The organism is Stenotrophomonas pavanii (assembly GCF_900101175.1).
In the GTDB taxonomy this organism is placed as follows: domain Bacteria; phylum Pseudomonadota; class Gammaproteobacteria; order Xanthomonadales; family Xanthomonadaceae; genus Stenotrophomonas; species Stenotrophomonas pavanii.
Map to the genome: position 1 here is coordinate 16,207 of NZ_FNFQ01000006.1, position 19,316 is coordinate 35,522.

Sequence of the window (19,316 nt, forward strand, 5' to 3'; positions counted from 1 at the left end):
GCTTTAAAATTTGATTGTGTACCGCGCGCCCGTAGCTCAGTTGGATAGAGTACCTGGCTACGAACCAGGCGGTCGGGAGTTCGAATCTCTCCGGGCGCACCATTACACCGAAACAGCAGGCCTCGGCCTGCTGTTTTTTTATGTGTGTTCTTCGGCAGGGCGGCGCCCTGCACCCCTGGTAGTGCCGGCCGCTGGCCGGCAACCTCAACAGCAAAAGCTGGCATTCCGTGGGTTGGCAGGGCGGCATGGACAGGCAGGACACGCCGTAAACCCATCCATGGGGGCTCGATGGCGGCATCCATGCCGCCCCACCTCTGACAGATTTCCGCGATCTGATGGATCCACGCCATGCGTGGATGAATCTCCATCGGAATCGAATATTTCGAATCGAGATCGAAGAGCATCCACGCATGGCGTGGATCTACCGTGCCGACCAAGGTCGACACCTACCAGAGCAGTACGCCGTTCCGACAGATCGCGGAAAACTGTCGAAGGCGGGGTGGGTCCGGTTGCGGGAGTGTCCGCGGCATGGGCCCGAGACATGCCTCGGGCGGGTTGGGCAGGACGCCCAACCCCGGTCTTGCCGTGTGCGCAGGAAAGCGCACACGAGCAAGCCGCGGCCAAGCCCCCAGGGGTGAGGGCGCTTTGCTTGCGAAGCACTGCTTCGCAAGCGCCCGAACGCACAGCCGCCAGCGGCTGGGCCGGTCTGGGGGTTTACGGCGTCTCCCGCACCCGGCCCCACCCCGCCATCCCTCAGGAAACCAGCTTCTGCTGTTGCTGTTGCTTCGAATGTTGCCGGCCAGCGGCCGGCACTACGGCGGGTGCAGCACGCAGCCCTGCCAAACCCCTACCCCCTGGCCATCGCCTGCCACCACTCCGACAGCAGCGCCGGCCTGCGCAGGCGCTCCCGCCACCAGCGCAGGGCAGCGCCCTCCTCACCGGTGCGCCAGGCCAGCCAGAACGTCTCCTCCGGCTTGTGTTCCTCCACCTCACGGATCACCAGCTGGCCGCGCGCCACTGCGGCGCGTGCACAGGGCTCGGGCAGGAAACCGAAGCCCACGCCTTCGCACTGCAGCTTCAGCTTGCTGGCCATGTCCGGCACCGTCAGCATCTCCTGCCCCATCAACAGTCCAACGGTGCGCGGCAGCAACCTGCGCGCGGAATCGGAAACGGCGATCGCACAGTGCTCGGCCAGCTGCTCGCGACCGAGCACGCCGGGCACCGCGGCCAAGGGATGCTCGGGTGCGACGGCGAACACGAACGCCACCGTGCCCAGGGATTCCACCACGTAACCGCCGCCACTGGGTCCCTCGCCCGGCGCGCCGACCAGCAGGTCGGCACGCCGGTCCAGCAGGGCCTCCCAGGTGCCGGACAGCGCCTCGCCGATCAGTCGCAACCGGGTCGGCGCCTCGGCCTGTCGAAATGCGGCGATATCCGGGCCGAGCAGCCAGGTCGGGAACACCGAATCCACCGCCAGGGTCAGCTCGGTCTCCCAGCCCGACGCGACCCGGCGCACCCGCAGCTCCAGCTCGCGGGCCGCACGCAGCAGGTGCCGGCCTTCGTCCAGCAGCGCGCGGCCGGCCTCGGTCGGCTCGGCGCGCGGGCCAACGCGGTCGAACAGCTGGACACCCAGGTCTTCCTCCAGCTTGGCCACGGTATAGGAGATGGTCGAAGGCACCTTGTGCAACGCCTTGCCAGCACCGGCAAACGATCCGCGGCGGTCGATGGCATCCAGTATCTGCAGGGCTTCGAGGCTGAGCTTGAGCATTCGAATTTTTCGATGATGGCTGTCAAAACTATCCGTTTTTCAAACCCGGGGCGCAAGCGGATACTTCTCTCCAACGGGGAAACACGCAGGCTTCCGGCCCACCCCGCCCCATCGAAACCATCGAACAAGGAGATTCCATCATGCTGCAGATCCGCAAGAGCGCTACCCGTGGCCTGGCCGAGCATGGCTGGCTGTCGTCGCGCCATACCTTCTCCTTCGCGAACTACTACGACCCCCGCTACGTCAGCTTCGGCCCGCTGCGTGTCATCAACGAAGACAAGGTGATCGGCGGCCAGGGCTTCGGTACCCACGGTCACAGCAACATGGAGATCATTTCCTACGTGCTGGGCGGTGCGCTGGAACACAAGGACTCGATGGGCACCGGCTCGGTGCTGCGCTACGGCGACGTGCAGCGTATGAGCGCCGGCAGCGGCGTCACCCACAGCGAGTTCAACCACTCGGCCGACGAGACGGTGCACTTCCTGCAGATCTGGATCTTCCCGGACAGCGAGAACATCACCCCGTCGTACGAGGAGACCCACTTCCCGCCGGACAGCAAGCGTGGACAACTTCGACTGATCGCTTCGCCGGACGGTGCCGACGGTTCGCTGCGCATCCACCAGGACGCCCGCATCTTCGCCACCATCCTCGATGGCGGCCAGAAGCTGCACCATGCGCTCGGCAACGGGCGTGGCGCCTATGTGCAGGTGGCGCGTGGCCAGCTGCAGGTCAACGGCATCACCCTGGAAGCCGGTGATGCGCTGCAGGTCAGCGACGAAGCCCAGCTGACCCTGGAAAACGGCAACGACGCCGAAGTGCTGGTGTTCGACCTGCCGCTGTAACCACAACGCCCGCGGTGCCTCCGTGCATCGCGGGCGCTTTCGTGCTGCGCCGGCGCTCGCTCGGCGCTGTGCAGAAGCAGCCTCAGCCAGCGATGGCAGCGCTGGCTTCCAGGATCAGCGCGGTCACTTCCTTCGGCTGCGAGGCCAGCGAGGCATGGCTGGCATCCAGCTCGAGCAGGCGCTTGGGCTGCATCCGCGCGGCCATCGCGTTCTGGTTCTGCGGTGCGATCATGCGGTCCTGGCGGGACAGCTGGTACCAGCTGGGCTTGTGCTTCCAGGCCGGATTGCTGACCGCATCCCCAAACGTGCTGGCCAGCGGCGCCTTCTGGGTCACCGCCATCACCCGGCCTTCGTCGTCACTCAGATCCTGGCAGAAGCTCTCGTGGAACCTGTCTGCACGCAGCCACAGATAGCCATCGCTGTCCGGCGCCAGGTTCTGTGCCGCCTCCGGCAGGTGCTGCTGGGTGATGCCACCCGGGCTCTCGCCGGCATCAGGCGCGAAGGCCGCGATGTAGGCCAATCCCTTGACGTTGTCCTCGTTGCCGGCCTGGCTGATCACCGCGCCACCATAGGAGTGGCCGACCAGCAGCACCGGTCCATCGACCTGCCGGATCATCTTCTGCGTGCGCCCCGCGTCGTCGGCCAGCGAAGTAAGCGGCAGTTCCACCGCCTGCACGCGGTCGTGGCCGTTCCGATGCAGTTCCAGGATCACTTTGGCCCAGTGTGCCGCCCCGCCCCAGAATCCATGGACGAGGAGGATGGTCGGTGTCGTGCTCATGTACAGGTCTCCGGCAGCGGCCGGCGGGATGCCGGCCGTGCGGCCACTGTGCGTGCGCGAGGTTAATCACCAGTGACGCTGCCGGCCCACTGCAATCGTATGCGTCGCCGGATGTCACCCATGGCACTTGCCGAGGCCATCTGAAAACGTTTTCATTGAGGCTCCCTGGAGCTTCGCACCGCGCATGACGCCTTCATCCCCACGTGCCCAGCAGCACGCCACCCGCGCCGCCTTCTTCATTCCCGGATTCGCCACCGCTGCTTGGGCGCCGATGGTGCCCTATGCCAAGGCCAAGGCCGGGCTGAGCGATGCCAGCCTGGGCGCGGTGCTGCTCTGCCTCGGCCTGGGCTCGTTGCTGGCAATGCCGCTGGCCGGTGCGCTGACCGGGCGACTGGGCTGCCGGCGCCTGCTGGTGGCCAGCTGTGCAGCGGTGCTGCTGGCACTGCCATTGCTGGCACTGGCGCCCTCGCCGCTTGCGCTGGGCGCCGCCCTGTTCCTGTTCGGCGCCGGTGTGGGCGCGATGGACTGCACGGTGAACATGCAGGCCGTGGCGGTCGAGCGCGATGCAGGGCGCGCGATGATGTCCGGTTTCCACGCCTTCTACAGCATCGGCGGATTCGTCGGCGCCGGGTGCATGACCGGCCTGCTGATCCTGGGCACGCCGCTGTGGCTGGCCGCGCTGCTTTCGGTGGCGGCGCTGTTGCTGGTCGCGGTGCTGTCGGCGCCGCACTGGCGTCCGCAACGCATCCTGCACGAGGGACCTCTGCTGGCGCTGCCGCACGGCGTGGTGTTGTTCATCGGCGTGCTGGCCTTCGTGGTGTTCCTTGCCGAGGGCTCGATGCTGGACTGGAGCGCGGTGTTCCTGGCCGAGGTACGCCAGGTGCCGCGCGATCAGGCCGGCGCTGGCTTCGCACTGTTCACCCTGGCGATGACGGCGATGCGCCTGTTCGGCGACGGCATCGTCGAACGCCTTGGCCGGACCCGCACGATGGTCTTCGGCGGCATCACGGCGGCGGCGGGGTTCACGCTGGCGACGCTGGTCCCGTCGTACGCGGTGGCGCTGGTGGGCTACGTGCTGGTCGGCCTGGGCTGTGCCAACATCGTGCCGGCCCTGTTCTCGATGGCGGGCCAGCAGCGGGTGATGCCGGAGAGCATTGCCATCACCGCAGTCACCACACTGGGTTACGCCGGCATCCTCGCCGGCCCGGCCGCAATCGGTGCCCTGGCACATGCCACCAGCCTGGGCTTCGCCTTCCTGTGCGTAGCAGCACTCCTGCTCGGCGTAGCCGCCTCCGCGCGTTCCCTGGCACACCGACTGCCCTGACAGAAAAAGGGGACGGAGGGGATTAAGTCGTTTGCAGCACACCTGTGGCAGATGCGACTTAATCCCCTCCGTCCCCTTTTTTTTTAGCTTCGCGTCAGCCACTCGGCCTGGGCCGGCAGCTGTGGGGCCGGGCAGGCACTGTGCGGAGGGTGCGCGTCGCGCGCCATCCAGTCGTCGACCACTCCGGCCAGCAGGTCCAGCCGCAGCGGCAGGGTGATGTGGTCCTCGCCGCGCATCTCGATGTAGTGCGCGCGCGGGTTGGCCTGGGCGAGCGCGCGGCCCTGGCTGACCGGAATGTGCTGGTCGCCCTGTCCATGCAGCAGCAGCACGCAGGCGCGGGTATCGGCCAGCGCACGCGCGACGTCCACGCGGTCCAGATCGACGTCGATGCGGCGGCTGGCCGCAGCAATCACCTGGTTGATGTCCTGACCGCCATAGCGCCAGCGCGCGTACGACGCCATCGCCTGCGCTTTCAGTCCGTCCGGCTGCAACCCCATCAGGTGCGGGATCATCGTGCGGATCGCCACGCCGGCATTGGCGAATGACTCCATCGCCACCACGCCGGCCACCTGGTCGCCGAGCTTGTCGGCGGTGAACACGGCCGTGGCGGCGCCGTAGGACACGCCGAACAGGTACAGCGGCCCGATCACTTCGCCGCGCCTACGCAGCGCGCCGATCACATCGACGACGTCATCCGATTCGTAGGTGCCATAGCCGGACGGTCCCGCACCGGACTGGCCGTGGTTGCGCAGGTCGAGGGTGACCACGCGATAGCCGGATTCCGCCAGCTGCAGCGACCATGGCAGCATCGAATCGCCGTTCATCATCCACCCGTGCAGCAGCACTACGGTGCCACGCGGCGCCTGCGCGCGGAAGGGCTGCGGCACGGCCAGGCTCAGCCCGGTATCCAATGGCAGGCCGTTCTCGTGGCGCTGCGGCAGGTAGTGGTAGCGCGCGCCGTAATCGCCGGGATCGAACACGCGCCAGAAGATCGGCACGCCATCACGGCCCGCTGCGAATCCGTGGCGGTTGGGCAATGCGGCGATGGCCGCAGCGATGCGCGGGCGATCAAGCAGGGTCGAGACACCACCTGGCGCAATCAGCCGATCGGCGAGCGAGGTGGACGAGGCATTGATCGAGGAGGAGCATGCAGCCAGCCACAGGCCGGCGCACGCCAGCAACAGCAGCAGCAGGCGCTTCATGGCACGTCATAGGGGGGAATCCGACAGACTCGGACAGTAACGCCCCAATACGCCCCGATCTATCGCACGCGGATGACGGCTTGATGACAGCGCAGCAATGATTCAGCTTCGCGCGCAAGCTGTACACGTTCAGTCATTGATCGGAATCAATGAGCGCGCGCACGTGCTTGCCCAGAGTGCACCCATGCGCACCTCGATCAAGCTTGCCCTCGCTCTGGCCGCGACGTTGGCCGCCGCCTATGGCATCGCCCGCAGCATGCCGCACTGGTTCGCACCGCGGCAGACCGCGCAGGTCGACATCCACGATCCGGCGCTGATCGCGCAGGGGCGGTATGTGTCGCGCGCCGCCGACTGCGCGGCGTGCCACACCGCGCCGGGGGGCAGGCCGTTCGCCGGTGGCCTCGGCATGCAGACGCCGATGGGCACGATCTACTCGACCAATATCACCCCCGATCCGGATACCGGCATCGGTGCCTACGACTACGCCGATTTCGAGCGTGCGGTTCGCCGCGGCATCCGCCACGACGGCCAGCCGCTGTATCCGGCGATGCCGTACGCCTCATACGTGATCGCCCGCGATACCGAAATCAAGGCGCTCTATGCCTATTTCATGGCCGAGGTGCAGCCCGTGAGGCAGGACAACGCCGCCAGCACGATTCCGTGGCCGGCCAACATGCGCTGGCCGCTGGCCTGGTGGCAGCTGTTGTTCGCACGCCCGCGCAGCTTCAGCCCGGATCCGGCGCTGGATGCCGGCCAGCAGCGTGGTGCCGAACTGGTGGAAGGCCTGGCCCATTGCGGCGCCTGCCACACGCCACGCGGCCTGGCCTTCCAGGAAAAGGCGATGGCCGATGATGGCAGCCGCCAGTTCCTGTCCGGTTCGGTGCTGGAAGGCTGGTACGCGAAGAACCTGCGTAACGAATCGACAGGCCTGGCCAGCTGGAGCGAGGGCGAGATCGTCGAGTTCCTGCGCACCGGCCGCACTGATCGCGCTGCGGCTTTCGGTGGCATGGCCGACGTAGTCGAGCACAGCACGCAGTACCTGTCCGATGCCGACCTGCTGGCGATGGCGCGCTACCTCAAGCAGCTGCCGGCGCGTGAGGGACGCAGTGCGCAGTGGTCGCCCGGTACCGACACCACCACCGCCGCGCTGCGCAGTGGCGACTACCGTGCTGCCGGTTCGCTGGCCTACGCCGAGCACTGCCAGGCCTGCCACCGCGCCGATGGTCGCGGCATGCCCCGCGTCTATCCGGCGCTGGCTGGCAACTCGATCGTGTTCGCCGATGATCCCAGCTCGCTGGTGCAGGTGACCCTGACCGGCGGACGCACGCCGCACACCCCGCACGATCGCATGGCCTTCAGCATGCCGGGCTTCGAGCACCTGCCGAACGCGCACCTGGCGCAGATCCTGACCTTCATCCGCAGCAGCTGGGGCAACAACGCCAGCGCGGTGAGCGAGGTCGACGTGGCGCGCATGCGCCGGGTGGTGCGCGACAAGCCGGTGCACTACGTTCCGCAGGAGGCCGCACAATGAAGCGTTCGCGCACGCGTTCCCGCCTGCTGGCCGGCACTGCGATCACCCTGGTGATGCTGGCCGGCGCCGGTACCCTCGCCTACCGTCATCTGTATCCGGACCTGGATGCTGCCGTGGCCGCCACGATCGATATCCTCGATGCGCAAGGCAGACGGGTCGGCCACTACGCCGCGCCCAGCGCCGACGAGATTGCCGGCCTGGACAATGCCGGATCGGTGATGCTCGGCCGGCGCATCCTCAACGAGACCGCGCGGCTGCTGCCGGACAACGTCGGCAACGATCTGAACTGCAACTCATGCCATATGGCCGAGGGCAAGCGGCCTTTCGGCAATCACTACTTCAATACCGGCGGCGGCGCCTATCCGCGCTACATGCCGCGTCCGGGCAAGGTGATCGGGCTGCCCGAGCGCATCAACGGCTGCCTGCAGCGTTCGATGAACGGCAAGCCGCTGCCGAAGGACGCGCCGCAGATGCGCGCGATGCTCGACTACATGGCGTGGTTGAGCAGTCCGGTGCCAGAAGGTGCAACGGTGGCCGCGCCCAGTGAGGGGCCCATCGACAGCACGCTGACCGCAGACCCGATCCGTGGCCAGGCGCTGTACGCCGTGCAGTGCGCTGCCTGCCACGGCGACAACGGCGAAGGACGGCGCGACGCCAGCGGGGACATCGCCTTCCCGCCGCTGTGGGGCGACCACAGCTTCAACATCGGCGCCGGCATGGCGCGCCTGTACAAGGCCGCCGGCTTCATCAAGCACAACATGCCACCGGCGGTGACTCGCGAGCCGCCACTGGGCCAGCAGGTGATGCCCGACCAGGATGCGGTGGACATCGCCGGCTATTTCATCAACCAGCCGCGGCCGGACTTCGCCAACAAGGGCAAGGATTGGCCACGCGACCCGAAACCCAAGGATGCGCGGTACTGAAGCAGGCCGCAGGTGCCGGCCGTCGCACAACACGATTCCTGCATCGTCACGTCATGCCGATGTCATTGGCGCTGCCGACACTCCGGGGCTTCCCTCCCCTGAAGGTCCGGTCTCGATGCGAACGTCTGCGCGCTTTCCCCGTGTCTCGCTGCTTGCCCTGCTGATCGCCCCCGCACTGGACGCCCTGGCCGAAGCACCGCAGGGCGATGCCGCTGACGCGCGCAGCAGTGAGGCCCGCACCCTCGACCAGGTGCAGGTGATCGGCCAGGCCACCAGCTACGCCAAGACTTCGGTACGTGCGGAAACGCTGAACCGGCAGACCGTGATGAGCAGCGTCAACGACGCGCTCAATGAAGTCCCCGGCGTGGTGGTCAGCGAAGCCGACGCCACCGGCTCGTCGGTGTGGGGCACGCAGATCAGCATGCGTGGCTTCGTCACCAACCGCGACACCCAGCAGATAGGCACCACCATCGACGGCCTGCCCAACGGCGGCTCGGGCTATGGCGGCGGCTCGCTGGCCAACCGCTACATCGACACCCTCGACCTGGAAACGGTGGAGGTCAGCCAGGGCACCGCCGATATCTCCTCGCGCTCGAACGAGGCCCTCGGCGGCACGCTCAACTTCCTCACCAGCGACCCGCTGCAGGACAGCCGCCTGCGCTTCGTGGTCGGTGCCGGTGACAACGAGGCGCGCAAGTACTACGTGCGCTACGACACCGGCCTGCTCGGTGGCCACACCCGCGCCTGGGTCAGCGCCTCGTCGGCGCGCGTGCAGGACTGGATCGACGGCAGCGGCAAGGCCAGCAACGACCACATTGCCGGCAAGTTCATCACCGAACTCGATCGTTGGACGCTGACCGGCTACCTGTCCTACAACGACGCCGACGAGCCGGAATACACCAGTGTGTCGCCGAACGGCTTCGCCACCAATCCGGATCGCGACAACCTGGTCGGCACCCTCACCGGCATTCCCTACCTGGACCAGAACTACCGCTCCGGCTCGCGCGCCCTGCGCGAGAACACCTTCGGCTACCTGCGCGCGGCCTTCGATGCCGGCAACGGCTTCAAGGCTTCGGTGGCGGCTTACGGACACCGCATGCAAGGTCGTGGCGACTGGCTGCCACCGTACCTGGCGCAGGTCAGCGATGACGGTGCGGGCCGTCCCGAGTCGGAGTACCTCGGTGGCAAGACCGTGTACGGCGGCAGCAACCGTGGCCAGATCTTCTTCGTCAATCCCGACGGCAGCGCCGCGCAGCGCCTGGCCAACTGCACGCCGCGGCTGGGCTTCACCGCCGAATACGATCCGGACTGCTATGCCGGCAACGTGCTGGGCGCGCAGTCCTACCGCCACACCCACTACGACAATGACCGCATGGGCGTGACCGCCGACGTCGAGTGGCGGCAGACCTTCGGTGCGATCGACAACACCCTCCGGGGTGGCCTGTGGGTCGAGAAGCTGGATCGCTCGGCACGCCGCGACTGGCACCGCCTGCTCAACGTCGGCCAGGACATCGCCTTCGACCACCAGCCGTACTGGGTGCAGTTCGAAGACAAGCACAAGGTCGACGAGCAGATGTACTACGTCGAGGACGTCGCCCGCTTCGGGCCGTTCAGCGCGCGCCTGGGCGTGAAGCAGTTCTTCGTCGACCAGTCGCGCCGCCGGGTGATCGGCGCCAGCGAACACGTGACGTCCGATTCCAGGTCCGATCCGCTGCTCTCCACCGGCTTCACCTGGGCGCCGGGCGTGGAAGGCATGGAGCTGTTCGCGGGCTTCTCGCAGAACTTCGCCGCCATTCCCTCCGGCGTGCTCGGCGAGACCGACCCGCAGCGCTTCCGCAACGTCGAGCCGGAAACCGCTGACAACATCGAAGTGGGCATGCGCATCAGCCGCTGGCCGCTGACCGCCTCGGTCACGCTGTACAACATCAAGTTCGACAACCGCATCGTCTACCTGCCGGCCGGCTTCGTCAGCGGCATCGACTACCTGGGCGAGACCGACGGCGTCTACGAGAACTTCGGCGGCGTGGAAAGCAACGGCCTGGAAGCGGCGTTCGGCTATGGCTGGGACAACGGCTGGCGCCTCAACGCCGCCTATACCTACAACCGCTCCAAGTACCTGGGCAGTGGCGATGCCGCGCGTGATACCCAGTTGGGCATCGTCGACGGCGCCAAGGTGATCGGCCAGCCCGAACAGACCCTCGTCCTGTCGGCGGACTGGCAGGGCGAGAACTGGAACTTCGGCCTGTCCGGCCGTTACCTGGGCAAGCGCTATCTCGACGCCGCCAACGTCAACACGCTGCCCTCGGCCACCGTGTTCAACGCCAACATCGGCTTCGACCTGCAGGGCCTGTCGCCGCGGCTGAAGGGCATGGGAGCCAACCTGGTGGTGAGCAATCTGACCGACAAGCGGTATCTTGCTGGGGTGGACGGCCGCGACAACGCCTTCATCGGCGCCCCGCGCACCGTCGGCATCTCCTTCCGTGTGGACCTGTGAGTGAGCCCGTGACCGATATCGGCCGACGCCGGTTGTTGCAGGCCGGCGTTGCCGCCGGCCTTTCCCCGCTGCTGCCCAGTATCGCCCGGGCCGCAGCGATCGCGCCTGCGGCGCGGACCCGCAGTCTGGAAGACCTGCAGCACATCGTGGTGTTCATGCAGGAGAACCGTTCGTTCGACCACTACTTCGGCACGCTGCCGGGGGTACGTGGTTTCGGCGATCGCTTCGTGGCCCCGGCGCCGGCACTGCAGGCCGGCGGTCGCACCCGCAGCCTGTGGCTGCAGCCCGACGCGAGCGGCACGCGCGCGATCGCACCCTTCCCGCTGGATACCGCCGCGCACTTCGGCTACATGCGGGTGGAAGGCACGCCGCACACCTGGCCCGACGCGCAGCGTGCCTGGGACCACGGCCGCATGGGGCAATGGCCGAAGGCCAAGCAGAACCACGCGATGGGCTACTTCCAGCGCGGCGACCTGCCGTTCCAGTTCGCGCTGGCCGATGCCTTCACGATCTGCGACGCCTACCACTGCGCGATGCAGGCCGGGACCAACCCGAACCGGGTGTTCCTGTGGACTGGCCACAATGACGCGCACGCGCGTGCTGGTGGCCCGGTGATCGCCAACTCGCACGACAACTTTCCCGAACAGGGTGGGCACCCGGCGTCATACCGCTGGACCAGCTATGTCGAGCGTCTGCAGAACGCCGGCGTGTCCTGGCAGATCTACCAGGACATGGCCGACAACTTCACCGACAACCCGCTGGCCGGCTTCGAGGCGTTCCGCCAGGCCCACCGCGCTGCGCCGGGGCATGACCCGCAGCTGCGCGCACGCGGGGTCAGCACGCGTGGCCTGGCGCAGCTGCGCCAGGATGTCATCGACGGGCGCCTGCCGCAGGTCAGCTTCATCATCGCCGACGCGGCCGGCAGCGAGCATCCCGGCCCCTCCAGCCCCGCCCAGGGTGCGGCCTATACCGCGCGGGTGCTGGATGCGCTGACCGCCGATCCGCAGGTGTGGAGCCGCACCGCCCTGCTGCTGATGTTCGACGAGAACGACGGCTTCTTCGACCACATGCCGCCGCCAGCCCCGCCTTCGCCGGTGGACGGTGGCTGGGCGGGTACGTCTACGGTCAGCACCGAGGGCGAGTACCACCGCCATCCGGCACCGGGAGACGAGAAGTACGATGCCGCCGAGCTGCGCGGCCGCCCGTATGGGCTGGGTCCGCGCGTGCCGCTGTACGTGATCTCGCCCTGGAGCCGCGGCGGCTGGGTCGATTCGCAGGTCTACGACCACACCTCGGTCATTCGACTGATCGAACGCCGCTTCGGTGTGGCGGCACCGGATATCTCGCCGTGGCGCCGCGCCGTCTGCGGCGACCTCAGCAACGCCTTCGACTTTGCCCAGCGCGATACCCGCCCGTTCGTCCGCGGCCTGCCGGACGTCAGCGCAGTGGCCGCGCGTGCCGCTGCTTTGCCGGGGCGTACCGTGCCCTCACTGCCGGAGGGGTTGGTGGCGGCGAAACAGGAAAGCGGTGTACGCCCGGCGCGTGCCCTGCCCTATCGCCCGCAGGCGTCGTTGGCCGCGGTCGACGCCTCGGGCGTGGATCTGACGCTGTCCTGCGACGGTGCGGCGGCCGTACTGCACGTCTACGACCGGCTGCGGCTGGAGGCGGTGCCCCGCCGCTACACGCTGGTCCCGGGCGTGCCGCTGCGCGAGCGCTGGCCGCTGGACGCCCAGGGTCGCTATGACCTGTGGCTGCTTGGGCCGAACGGCTTCCATCGTCACTTCCAGGGTGCGGCCAGGACGCCTGCCGTGCAGGCGTCGATTGATCACGCGGATGGCCAACTGCGGCTGCACCTGCGCAACCTGGAGGACAGCGCACAGCCGCTGCGCATGCAGGCTGGCGCCTATGCCGGGCACATGCCAGAGCAGATGCTGGCACTGCCGGCGCGCGCGGAAACGACGGTGGCCTGGGACGCGGCACCCACGGCAGGCTGGTACGACCTGCGCGTCAGCGCGGGTGAGAGTGTGCTGCGTTTGGCGGGCCGCGCCGAGGATGGTCGCCCCGGCACCAGTGACCCGGCGATGGGCACCGAACCGCTGCGGTTCGAGCACGATTGAGGAATCCCCTGTCGAGCCGAGCCCACGCTCGGCTGCTTTTTCGGGGCAGTGCGACCGGGGCGAAAGCAGCCGAGCGTAGGCTCGGCTCGACAGCACAGACCGGTAGATTCAGGCCTCCTGCAGCCCCGGCCGGCCGTGCGCCACCGCGTAGCGCTTCCAGCTCTGCACGGTACCGTTCGGCCGCATCACCGTATCCAGCGTCTTCATGTCGCCGATCCACGCATCACGGGTGACATCGCACAGCACATAGCCACGCTTGTCGGTGGTCGCCTTCAGATTTGGGCTGTGCGCAAGCTGGTTGCGGGCGTAAGCGTCCACGCCCTGGCCATCGGCACCGGACGTGATCGAAGTGGCAAGGAACTCGCTGGAGACCACGCCCGAATCACGATGGTCCTGCACCAGGTCGCTGGCGTAATGCCGGTGCGCGTCGCCACAGGCGGTCACCACGTTGCCGAAGCCGACCTTCTGGATGTGGTCGAGCAGGCGCCGGCGGCTGTCCAGGTAGCCCGACCACTGGTCATCGGACGACTGCACCACCCCGTCCTTCTCGCGCATGTAGTTGCCCAGCGCCACCTGGTGGGCGATGGTGTGCCAGCGCGGCGCGGCATCGGCCAGCCCATCGAACAGCCAGCGCTCCTGCTTCGCACCGACGATGCTGCGCTCCGGTGATTCCACGTCCTCACGCAGCGCCATGTTCACCTGCTTGCTGCGGTACTGGCGGGTGTCGAGCAGGTGCAGGTCCATCAGCGTGCCGTAGCGTGCGCGCCGGTACAGCTGCATGTGGCCGTCGCGCGGGAAGGCCGAACGGCGCAGCGGCATGTTCTCGTAGTACGCCTGGAACGCCTGCGCACGGCGCAGCAGGAACACCTCGCTGGGCGTATCGTCCTGGTCCTCGGCGCCGGCCCAGTTGTTGTCCACTTCATGGTCATCGAAGGTGACGAACCAGGGGGCCGACGCGTGCGCGGCCTGCAGGTCGGCGTCGCTCTTGTACTGGGCGTAGCGTCGACGGTAATCGTCGAGCGTGTAGGTCTGCGGCCCGACATGATTGCGCAGGTTGGTGAACGGCTGGCCGTTCATCTTCCGCAGGCCTGGCTGGCTTTCGCCCTCGTAGATGTAATCACCGTAGTGGAAGACGAAGTCCAGCGGTTCCTCGGCGATGCGCCGCCACGCGGTGTAGTGGCCCTCTTCGTAGTGCTGGCAGCCGGCCACCACAAAGCGCACGCGATCCACCGCCGCCGTGGCCGCAGGCAGCGTGCGGGTACAACCGACTGCACTGGCGTGGCTTCCAACGGTGAAGCGGTACCAGTAGGGCCGTCCGGGCGCCAACCCGTCCAGTTCCACGTGCACCGCGTGGCCGAGTTCGGGATGCGCGAGCGCCGAACCCTGGCGTACCACCTTGCGCATGCCTTCGTCCGCTGCCAGTTGCCATTCGACCACCATCGGCCGGGCCGGCATGCCACCGCCGAACACCAGCGGCTCGGTCGCCAGCCGCGTCCACAGCACCATGCCATCGGCGGACGGATCACCCGAGGCCACGCCCAGGGTGAACGGTGTGCTGGCAAAGCGTGGCGAGGCCAGCAGGTTGCGCGGGTTCAGCGCGGTGGCATCGGCCTGCGCGGCCAGCGCGCGTGCCGTGCCCATCCAGGCGCCGGCGGCGGACAGGCCGGCCAGGGCCAGGAATCGCCTGCGATTGATCGTGTCCACGGCTGCGCCCTCAGTTGTAGATGATGTGGAAGTAGAAGAAGCGGCCGTAGTCGTCGATCTCGGTGCGGAAGCGCCCGTTCGGACCGGTGCTGTAGGTCGGCTGGGTGTTGAACAGGTTCTTGGCTTCGTACTTCAGCGTCACGTGCCTGCTGACCTTGTGGCTGAAGGCCATGTTGAAGGTCATGTACGGGTCGTAGTACGAGTCCAGCCACTGGGTATCGCCGAAATCGACCAGCATCCGGCTGCGATAGGTTCCGGACAGGCGCAGTTGCGAGCTCTTCCACGGCATGCGCCAGATCACCGAGCCATTGAGCGACCAGTCCGGCTGGTACAGCAGGCGGTCCAGGCGCCGCTCGGTGCCATCGGTGATGCGGTAGTTGGTGCGGCCTTCCAGCCGCGTGGCGTTGAAATACATGTCGAAGCGCTGGCGGCCCCACCGCAGGTTGCGGTTGGCCACCGCGAACTCGACGCCATGCAGCGTGGACTCATCGGTGTTCATCGGCTGGGTCACCCGGTAACGGGTGTCTCCCACGTTCTCGAAGGTGGTCAGGGTGTAGATGTCGTCCTTGATCACCTTGTCGAACAGCGCCACCGAAACCAGGCCGTTGTTGCCGTTGAAGTACAGATCCCAGGCCAGGTCGAGGTTGGTGGAACGGCGCGGCTGCAGGTCCGCATTGCCCTGCTTGATGGTGCAGAAGCCCCTGCCTTCCTCGTCGTCGCCACAACTGGTGCTGGTGGCCTGGGCGATGTTGCTCGGCGTCGGCCGGCCCAGCGTGCGGCTTGCAGAGAAGCGCAGGCGCTGGTCCTCGCTCAGCTTGAAGGTCGCGTTCAACGAAGGAAGCAGGTTGTTGTAGCCGCCACTGGTCGTGCGGAACGCCGGACTGTAGGTGGTGCCACCGTCATCGCTGAACGGGCTGTACGCATCGAAGCGGGTGTGGTCGTAGCGCAGGCCGCCGATCAGCAGCAGCCGGTCCCACGCGTAGTGCGCGGACACATAGGCGTTGGTGATGTCCTCCACGTACTTGTAGTCGCTGGTGAAGTTGGCATTGGGATACGCCGCATTGTTGTTGCCCAGTTTCGGCAGCAGTTGCTCGTTCCACTTGCGGTTGTCGATCAGCGGGAAGCCCGGCACGCTGCCCAGCAGCGTCGAACCCGGATACAGGTAATCGTTGAGCGTGGCACTGCTCTTGAAGTAGTCGAAGTCGATGTCCTGCCAGATCTTCAGATGGCGGTATTCGGCGCCGGCGGCCAAGCCGAAGCCCCGCGCATCGGCGTCGATGTTGTAGCTGACGTCGGCGCGCAGGTTGTCGATGCTCTCCCTGGCGTTGCGGGGGGAGACGTAGGCCTGCGCAGGATTGAGCTTGAACGCGGAGCTGGTCAGCAGGCTGGAATCGGATACCGCCACCGCGTTGGGGAACCCGTGGCTGTCGTTCTCGTAGTCGACGAACAGATTGCTGGGGTAGGCGCGCACGCCCCAGTAGACCTGGTTGTTGTGGAAGGTCTCTTCGCTATGGCCGCCACGCAGGGTCAGCCGCGAACGCTCGCCGATGTCCCAGTTGAAGCTGGCGATCGCGCCCCGGTTGCTGCGGTCCCAACGGTCGTGGCGGTTCTTGATGTAGATGCTGTTGATCTGGGTGGTGCCGCTGTCCTCGGTCTGGTTGCGGATCGGGAACTTGGCATTGCCATACAGATCGGTCTTGTTCATCGTCGAGTTCTCGTAGAACCGGTACGAGTACAGCAGCAGCGATGCGTAGAACGGGTCATCCGAGGGCTTCCACTCAAGCTTGGCGGAGCCGCCAAAATTGGTGATGAAGTTGGTATAGGTGCCAGTGCTGAAGTTGCCAGGCGCGCGCAGCCCGTTCCAGCCCTTGGCTTCGTCCGGCCCGGTGGTGCCGTCGGTGAGGTACTTGCCAGCGTCGTTGTAGTAGTAGTTCGACTCCACCCAGCGCTTGACGCTGTTGCGCGAGCGTTGCTCGTAGCGGGCCACCGCAACGATGCCGAATTCCTGGTCGGCGCCGAACGGGCTGGAGAACACCATCTTGGCGCTCTTGCCGAAGTGACCGAGCGTCTCGTGGTTGCCGCCAGCGCTGCGCTCGACGTTGGTCTCGGCGGTCGAATAGATGCCTGCCACATCGGCAAACACGTACTTGCCGGACCGGTCGAAGGCACTGCGGCTGATGATGTCGATCACACCGCCGATCGCGTCCGGTGCCTGCTCCGCACTGAAGCTCTTGTAGATGTCGGTGCGGGTACCGATGTCGCTGGGAATCAGCTGCAGGTTGTTCATGCGCTCACCCGACCCGCTGCCCCCCACGCTCGCAATGGCGATGCCATCGATGGTGGTGTAGTTGAGATTGGCCTGCACGCCGCGCACGGTCACGTAGCGTGGCTCGCCGGCATCTTCCACCGCACTCAGGCCGGGCGCGGCCATCAGGCTTTCGGCCAGGGTTTCGTCGCCGTAGCTGTCCATCTCATCGTAGACCACCGAATCCTTGATCACCGGCGAGGTCTTCTTCTGGTCGATCACCTCATGCGCGGCAATCACCTTCACCGTGCCCAGCGTCGGCGCGACCATCGCCTCGGCTTCGCGCGGCTTCGGTACGGCTGGCTTCGGCGCGTCGTGCACGGGGGTCGGGTCGATGGCGATGACATTGCCATCCACCACGGTGTAGCCCAGTCCGCTCCCCGCCAGCAGTGCATCCAGCGCCTGCCTGACGGTGGCACCGCGCGGCACCACACCGGCCATGCGGGCATCGCCATCGGCCGAGTACAGGAACTGGACGCCGGAACTGCGCGACAGCTGCTCCAGCGCGCGCGCCAGCGGCTGTGCCGCGATCGGCGTGGACACGCGCGCCTGCAGGCCATCGGGCGCGGCAGCGACGGCCGGTGCCACGCTACAGGGAGACAGGGCGAGGATGATCGACAGGTAGAGCGTGTTGCGCATCACGGGTCCTTGCAGGAGAGAAGACAGCAGGCGCCGCTGCGTGACTCGGCAGCGGCTTCTCCCATGTAAGAGCCCGCATCCGCCGAAGTGGAGAACGCGGATTCGATGAATTTTTTCTGACAGCGCGCGCCCACACCGGGCTCAGCGGCTGCCGACCCGCACCGTATCGCCCTCGCGCCGCACCACGAAACGCGGGTCGCGCTCGAGGAAGGCCTGCAGCGCACCGATGCGATGCGCATCGAGACTGCCGGACAACCGTGCCGATGCCGCGCCTTCGTCCAGCACGCGCACCTGCACCTGGTTGTGCCGATTGAAGGCAGCAGCCACTTCGTCCAGGCGCTCGTCAAGGAAGGACACTTTGCGCTGCTGCCAGTCCAGCAGCATCGACAGTGGCATGTCCAATGACTCCACCGCATGGCTGCGCGCGTCGACCTGTACCACCCGGCCCTGCCCCAACTGGGCCAGGCGGCGGGCGCCCGCGCCCTGGCTCCAGACCTCGACCTCGCCGGAAACCACACCGATGCGCGTGCTCTGCAGCCGTCGCGACACGTCGAAGACGGTGCCGATGTCTCGGATCTCCAGGCCGTTCACTTTCACCTCGAACGGACGGCGGTCGCGGGCGATGTCGAACGTGGCCTCACCCTGCAGCAGCTCCACCTGGCGACCGAACCAGCCCATGCGCACCCGCAGGCGACTGTCCGCGTTCAGTCGCACCTGGGTCTGGTCAGGCAGCACCAGGTCGCGCAGTTCGGCGTGACCGGTGCCATGGATCTGCTCGCTCGGCATCATCCAGGGCAGCAGGCCTGCGGCCAGAACGCCGATGCAGGCCGCCGCCATCCTCCAGCGCGCGCGGCCGTAGCGTGGCGTGGCGCCCGTCGGCGCTGGTGCAGTGCCGAACAAGGGCACGACCTTCGCCGACACCGGCGATGCCACCGGCAACGCTCCGGGCACCTGCGACTGCAGCGCCTCGCCCACCTGCCGGTGCAACGCGAGAGCACGCAGGTAGGCGCGCACATGCTCGGGCGAGCGCTTCATCCATTCCAGCAACGCAGCGCGTCCCGCTGCATCCAGCGTTCCCTCGCGATTGCACAGGAACCAGTGCGCCGCCTCACGGGCGACCTCGTCGTCCAGCCACCGCGATGGATCCCGGTTCATGCGCGCTCCCTGGCGCGCAGCGCCTTCCTGCAGGCTTCCAGCCCCTTGCCGATGTGCTTGCGCACCATGTGCACCGACACCTGCAGCTGCTGGCTGATTCCGGGGCAGTCCAGCCCGTCGCGGTAGTGCAGTTCCATCACCCGCCGGGTGGTCGCCGGCAGCTGCTCGATGGTGCTGCGGATGTCGTTCCAGCGCTGTGCGCGTTCGAACTCGCCTTCGATGTCTTCTTCGCTCTTCAATACTTCGGCCAGCAGATCGACGTCTTCCAGTGGCGGCAGCGACGAGCGTGCGCGTGCATGCTCGCGCGCCAGGTTGGCGGCCACGGTGAACAGGTAGGCTTCCGGATTCTCGACGGCATCGGCGTGCTCGCCGGTGCTGCGCAGCAGGCGCAGGTAGACCTCCTTTGCCAGGTCTTCGGCATCCTCGCGGGCCGAGCCGCGGCGCAGGAAGAAGCCACGCAGCAGCCGGCGCCGCAGTTCGTAGCGCTGCTCCCAGATCCTCACGCTGTTCACGGCCGGCCAACCCTCCGCAGGC

13 protein-coding genes and 1 tRNA gene are annotated in these 19,316 nt (G+C 67.2%); 7 read left to right on the forward strand and 7 right to left on the reverse strand.

The window, feature by feature from the left end:
* Positions 1–25 precede the first annotated feature (25 nt).
* A tRNA-Arg gene (locus tag BLS66_RS11335) sits at positions 26–102 on the forward strand.
* A gap of 745 nt (positions 103–847) precedes the next feature.
* On the opposite strand, the gene BLS66_RS11340 is transcribed toward BLS66_RS11335, so the two are convergent.
* Positions 848–1,768: a LysR family transcriptional regulator gene (locus tag BLS66_RS11340; protein WP_074725895.1), complete on the reverse strand. Its 921-nt coding sequence runs from the start codon at positions 1,766–1,768 to the stop codon at positions 848–850.
* A 140-nt stretch (positions 1,769–1,908) separates the two neighbouring features.
* On the opposite strand from BLS66_RS11340, the gene BLS66_RS11345 reads away from it, so the two are divergent.
* Positions 1,909–2,610: a pirin family protein gene (locus BLS66_RS11345; RefSeq protein WP_049464791.1), complete on the forward strand. Its 702-nt coding sequence runs from the start codon at positions 1,909–1,911 to the stop codon at positions 2,608–2,610.
* A gap of 82 nt (positions 2,611–2,692) precedes the next feature.
* On the opposite strand, the gene BLS66_RS11350 is transcribed toward BLS66_RS11345, so the two are convergent.
* Entirely contained in the window at positions 2,693–3,388 is a 696-nt protein-coding gene (locus BLS66_RS11350) for an alpha/beta hydrolase (RefSeq protein ID WP_074725896.1), read from the reverse strand.
* A 184-nt stretch (positions 3,389–3,572) separates the two neighbouring features.
* Between BLS66_RS11350 and BLS66_RS11355 the strand changes: the two genes are divergently transcribed.
* Positions 3,573–4,712, forward strand: a complete 1,140-nt coding sequence (locus tag BLS66_RS11355; RefSeq protein WP_057493845.1) for an MFS transporter — start codon at positions 3,573–3,575, stop codon at positions 4,710–4,712.
* Positions 4,713–4,795: 83 nt separating this feature from the next.
* On the opposite strand, the gene BLS66_RS11360 is transcribed toward BLS66_RS11355, so the two are convergent.
* Entirely contained in the window at positions 4,796–5,914 is a 1,119-nt protein-coding gene (locus BLS66_RS11360; protein ID WP_074725897.1) for an alpha/beta fold hydrolase, read from the reverse strand.
* Between the two features lie 184 nt (positions 5,915–6,098).
* Here BLS66_RS11360 and BLS66_RS11365 point away from each other — a divergent pair, with 184 nt between their 5' ends.
* From BLS66_RS11365 to BLS66_RS11380, 4 genes are all read left to right on the forward strand, one after another.
* The gene (locus BLS66_RS11365) at positions 6,099–7,445 is read left to right on the forward strand and encodes a c-type cytochrome (protein ID WP_074725898.1); all 1,347 of its coding nucleotides are present in this window, start codon (positions 6,099–6,101) and stop codon (positions 7,443–7,445) included.
* A complete protein-coding gene (locus BLS66_RS11370; protein WP_074725899.1) occupies positions 7,442–8,368 on the forward strand; it encodes a c-type cytochrome in 927 nt (308 codons plus the stop codon). Before BLS66_RS11365 ends, BLS66_RS11370 begins: the two co-directional genes overlap by 4 nt.
* Positions 8,369–8,483: 115 nt before the next feature.
* Positions 8,484–10,862, forward strand: a complete 2,379-nt coding sequence (locus BLS66_RS11375) for a TonB-dependent receptor domain-containing protein (RefSeq protein WP_074725900.1) — start codon at positions 8,484–8,486, stop codon at positions 10,860–10,862.
* An 8-nt stretch (positions 10,863–10,870) separates the two neighbouring features.
* Positions 10,871–12,979, forward strand: coding sequence for a phosphocholine-specific phospholipase C (locus tag BLS66_RS11380; protein ID WP_074725901.1), 2,109 nt, complete (start codon positions 10,871–10,873; stop codon positions 12,977–12,979).
* Positions 12,980–13,087: 108 nt separating this feature from the next.
* Here BLS66_RS11380 and BLS66_RS11385 read toward each other — a convergent pair whose 3' ends face one another.
* From BLS66_RS11385 to BLS66_RS11400, 4 genes are all read right to left on the reverse strand, one after another.
* Positions 13,088–14,683 carry an alkaline phosphatase D family protein gene (locus tag BLS66_RS11385; protein WP_074725902.1) on the reverse strand — a complete coding sequence of 532 codons (1,596 nt, stop codon included), beginning with the start codon at positions 14,681–14,683 and terminating at the stop codon, positions 13,088–13,090.
* Positions 14,684–14,693: 10 nt separating this feature from the next.
* Positions 14,694–17,627: a TonB-dependent receptor gene (locus tag BLS66_RS11390; RefSeq protein ID WP_074725903.1), complete on the reverse strand. Its 2,934-nt coding sequence runs from the start codon at positions 17,625–17,627 to the stop codon at positions 14,694–14,696.
* Between the two features lie 141 nt (positions 17,628–17,768).
* Positions 17,769–18,782, reverse strand: a complete 1,014-nt coding sequence (locus BLS66_RS11395) for a FecR family protein (protein WP_074725904.1) — start codon at positions 18,780–18,782, stop codon at positions 17,769–17,771.
* Positions 18,779–19,294 carry an RNA polymerase sigma factor gene (locus BLS66_RS11400; RefSeq protein WP_074725905.1) on the reverse strand — a complete coding sequence of 172 codons (516 nt, stop codon included), beginning with the start codon at positions 19,292–19,294 and terminating at the stop codon, positions 18,779–18,781. Before BLS66_RS11400 ends, BLS66_RS11395 begins: the two co-directional genes overlap by 4 nt.
* Positions 19,295–19,316 lie beyond the last annotated feature (22 nt).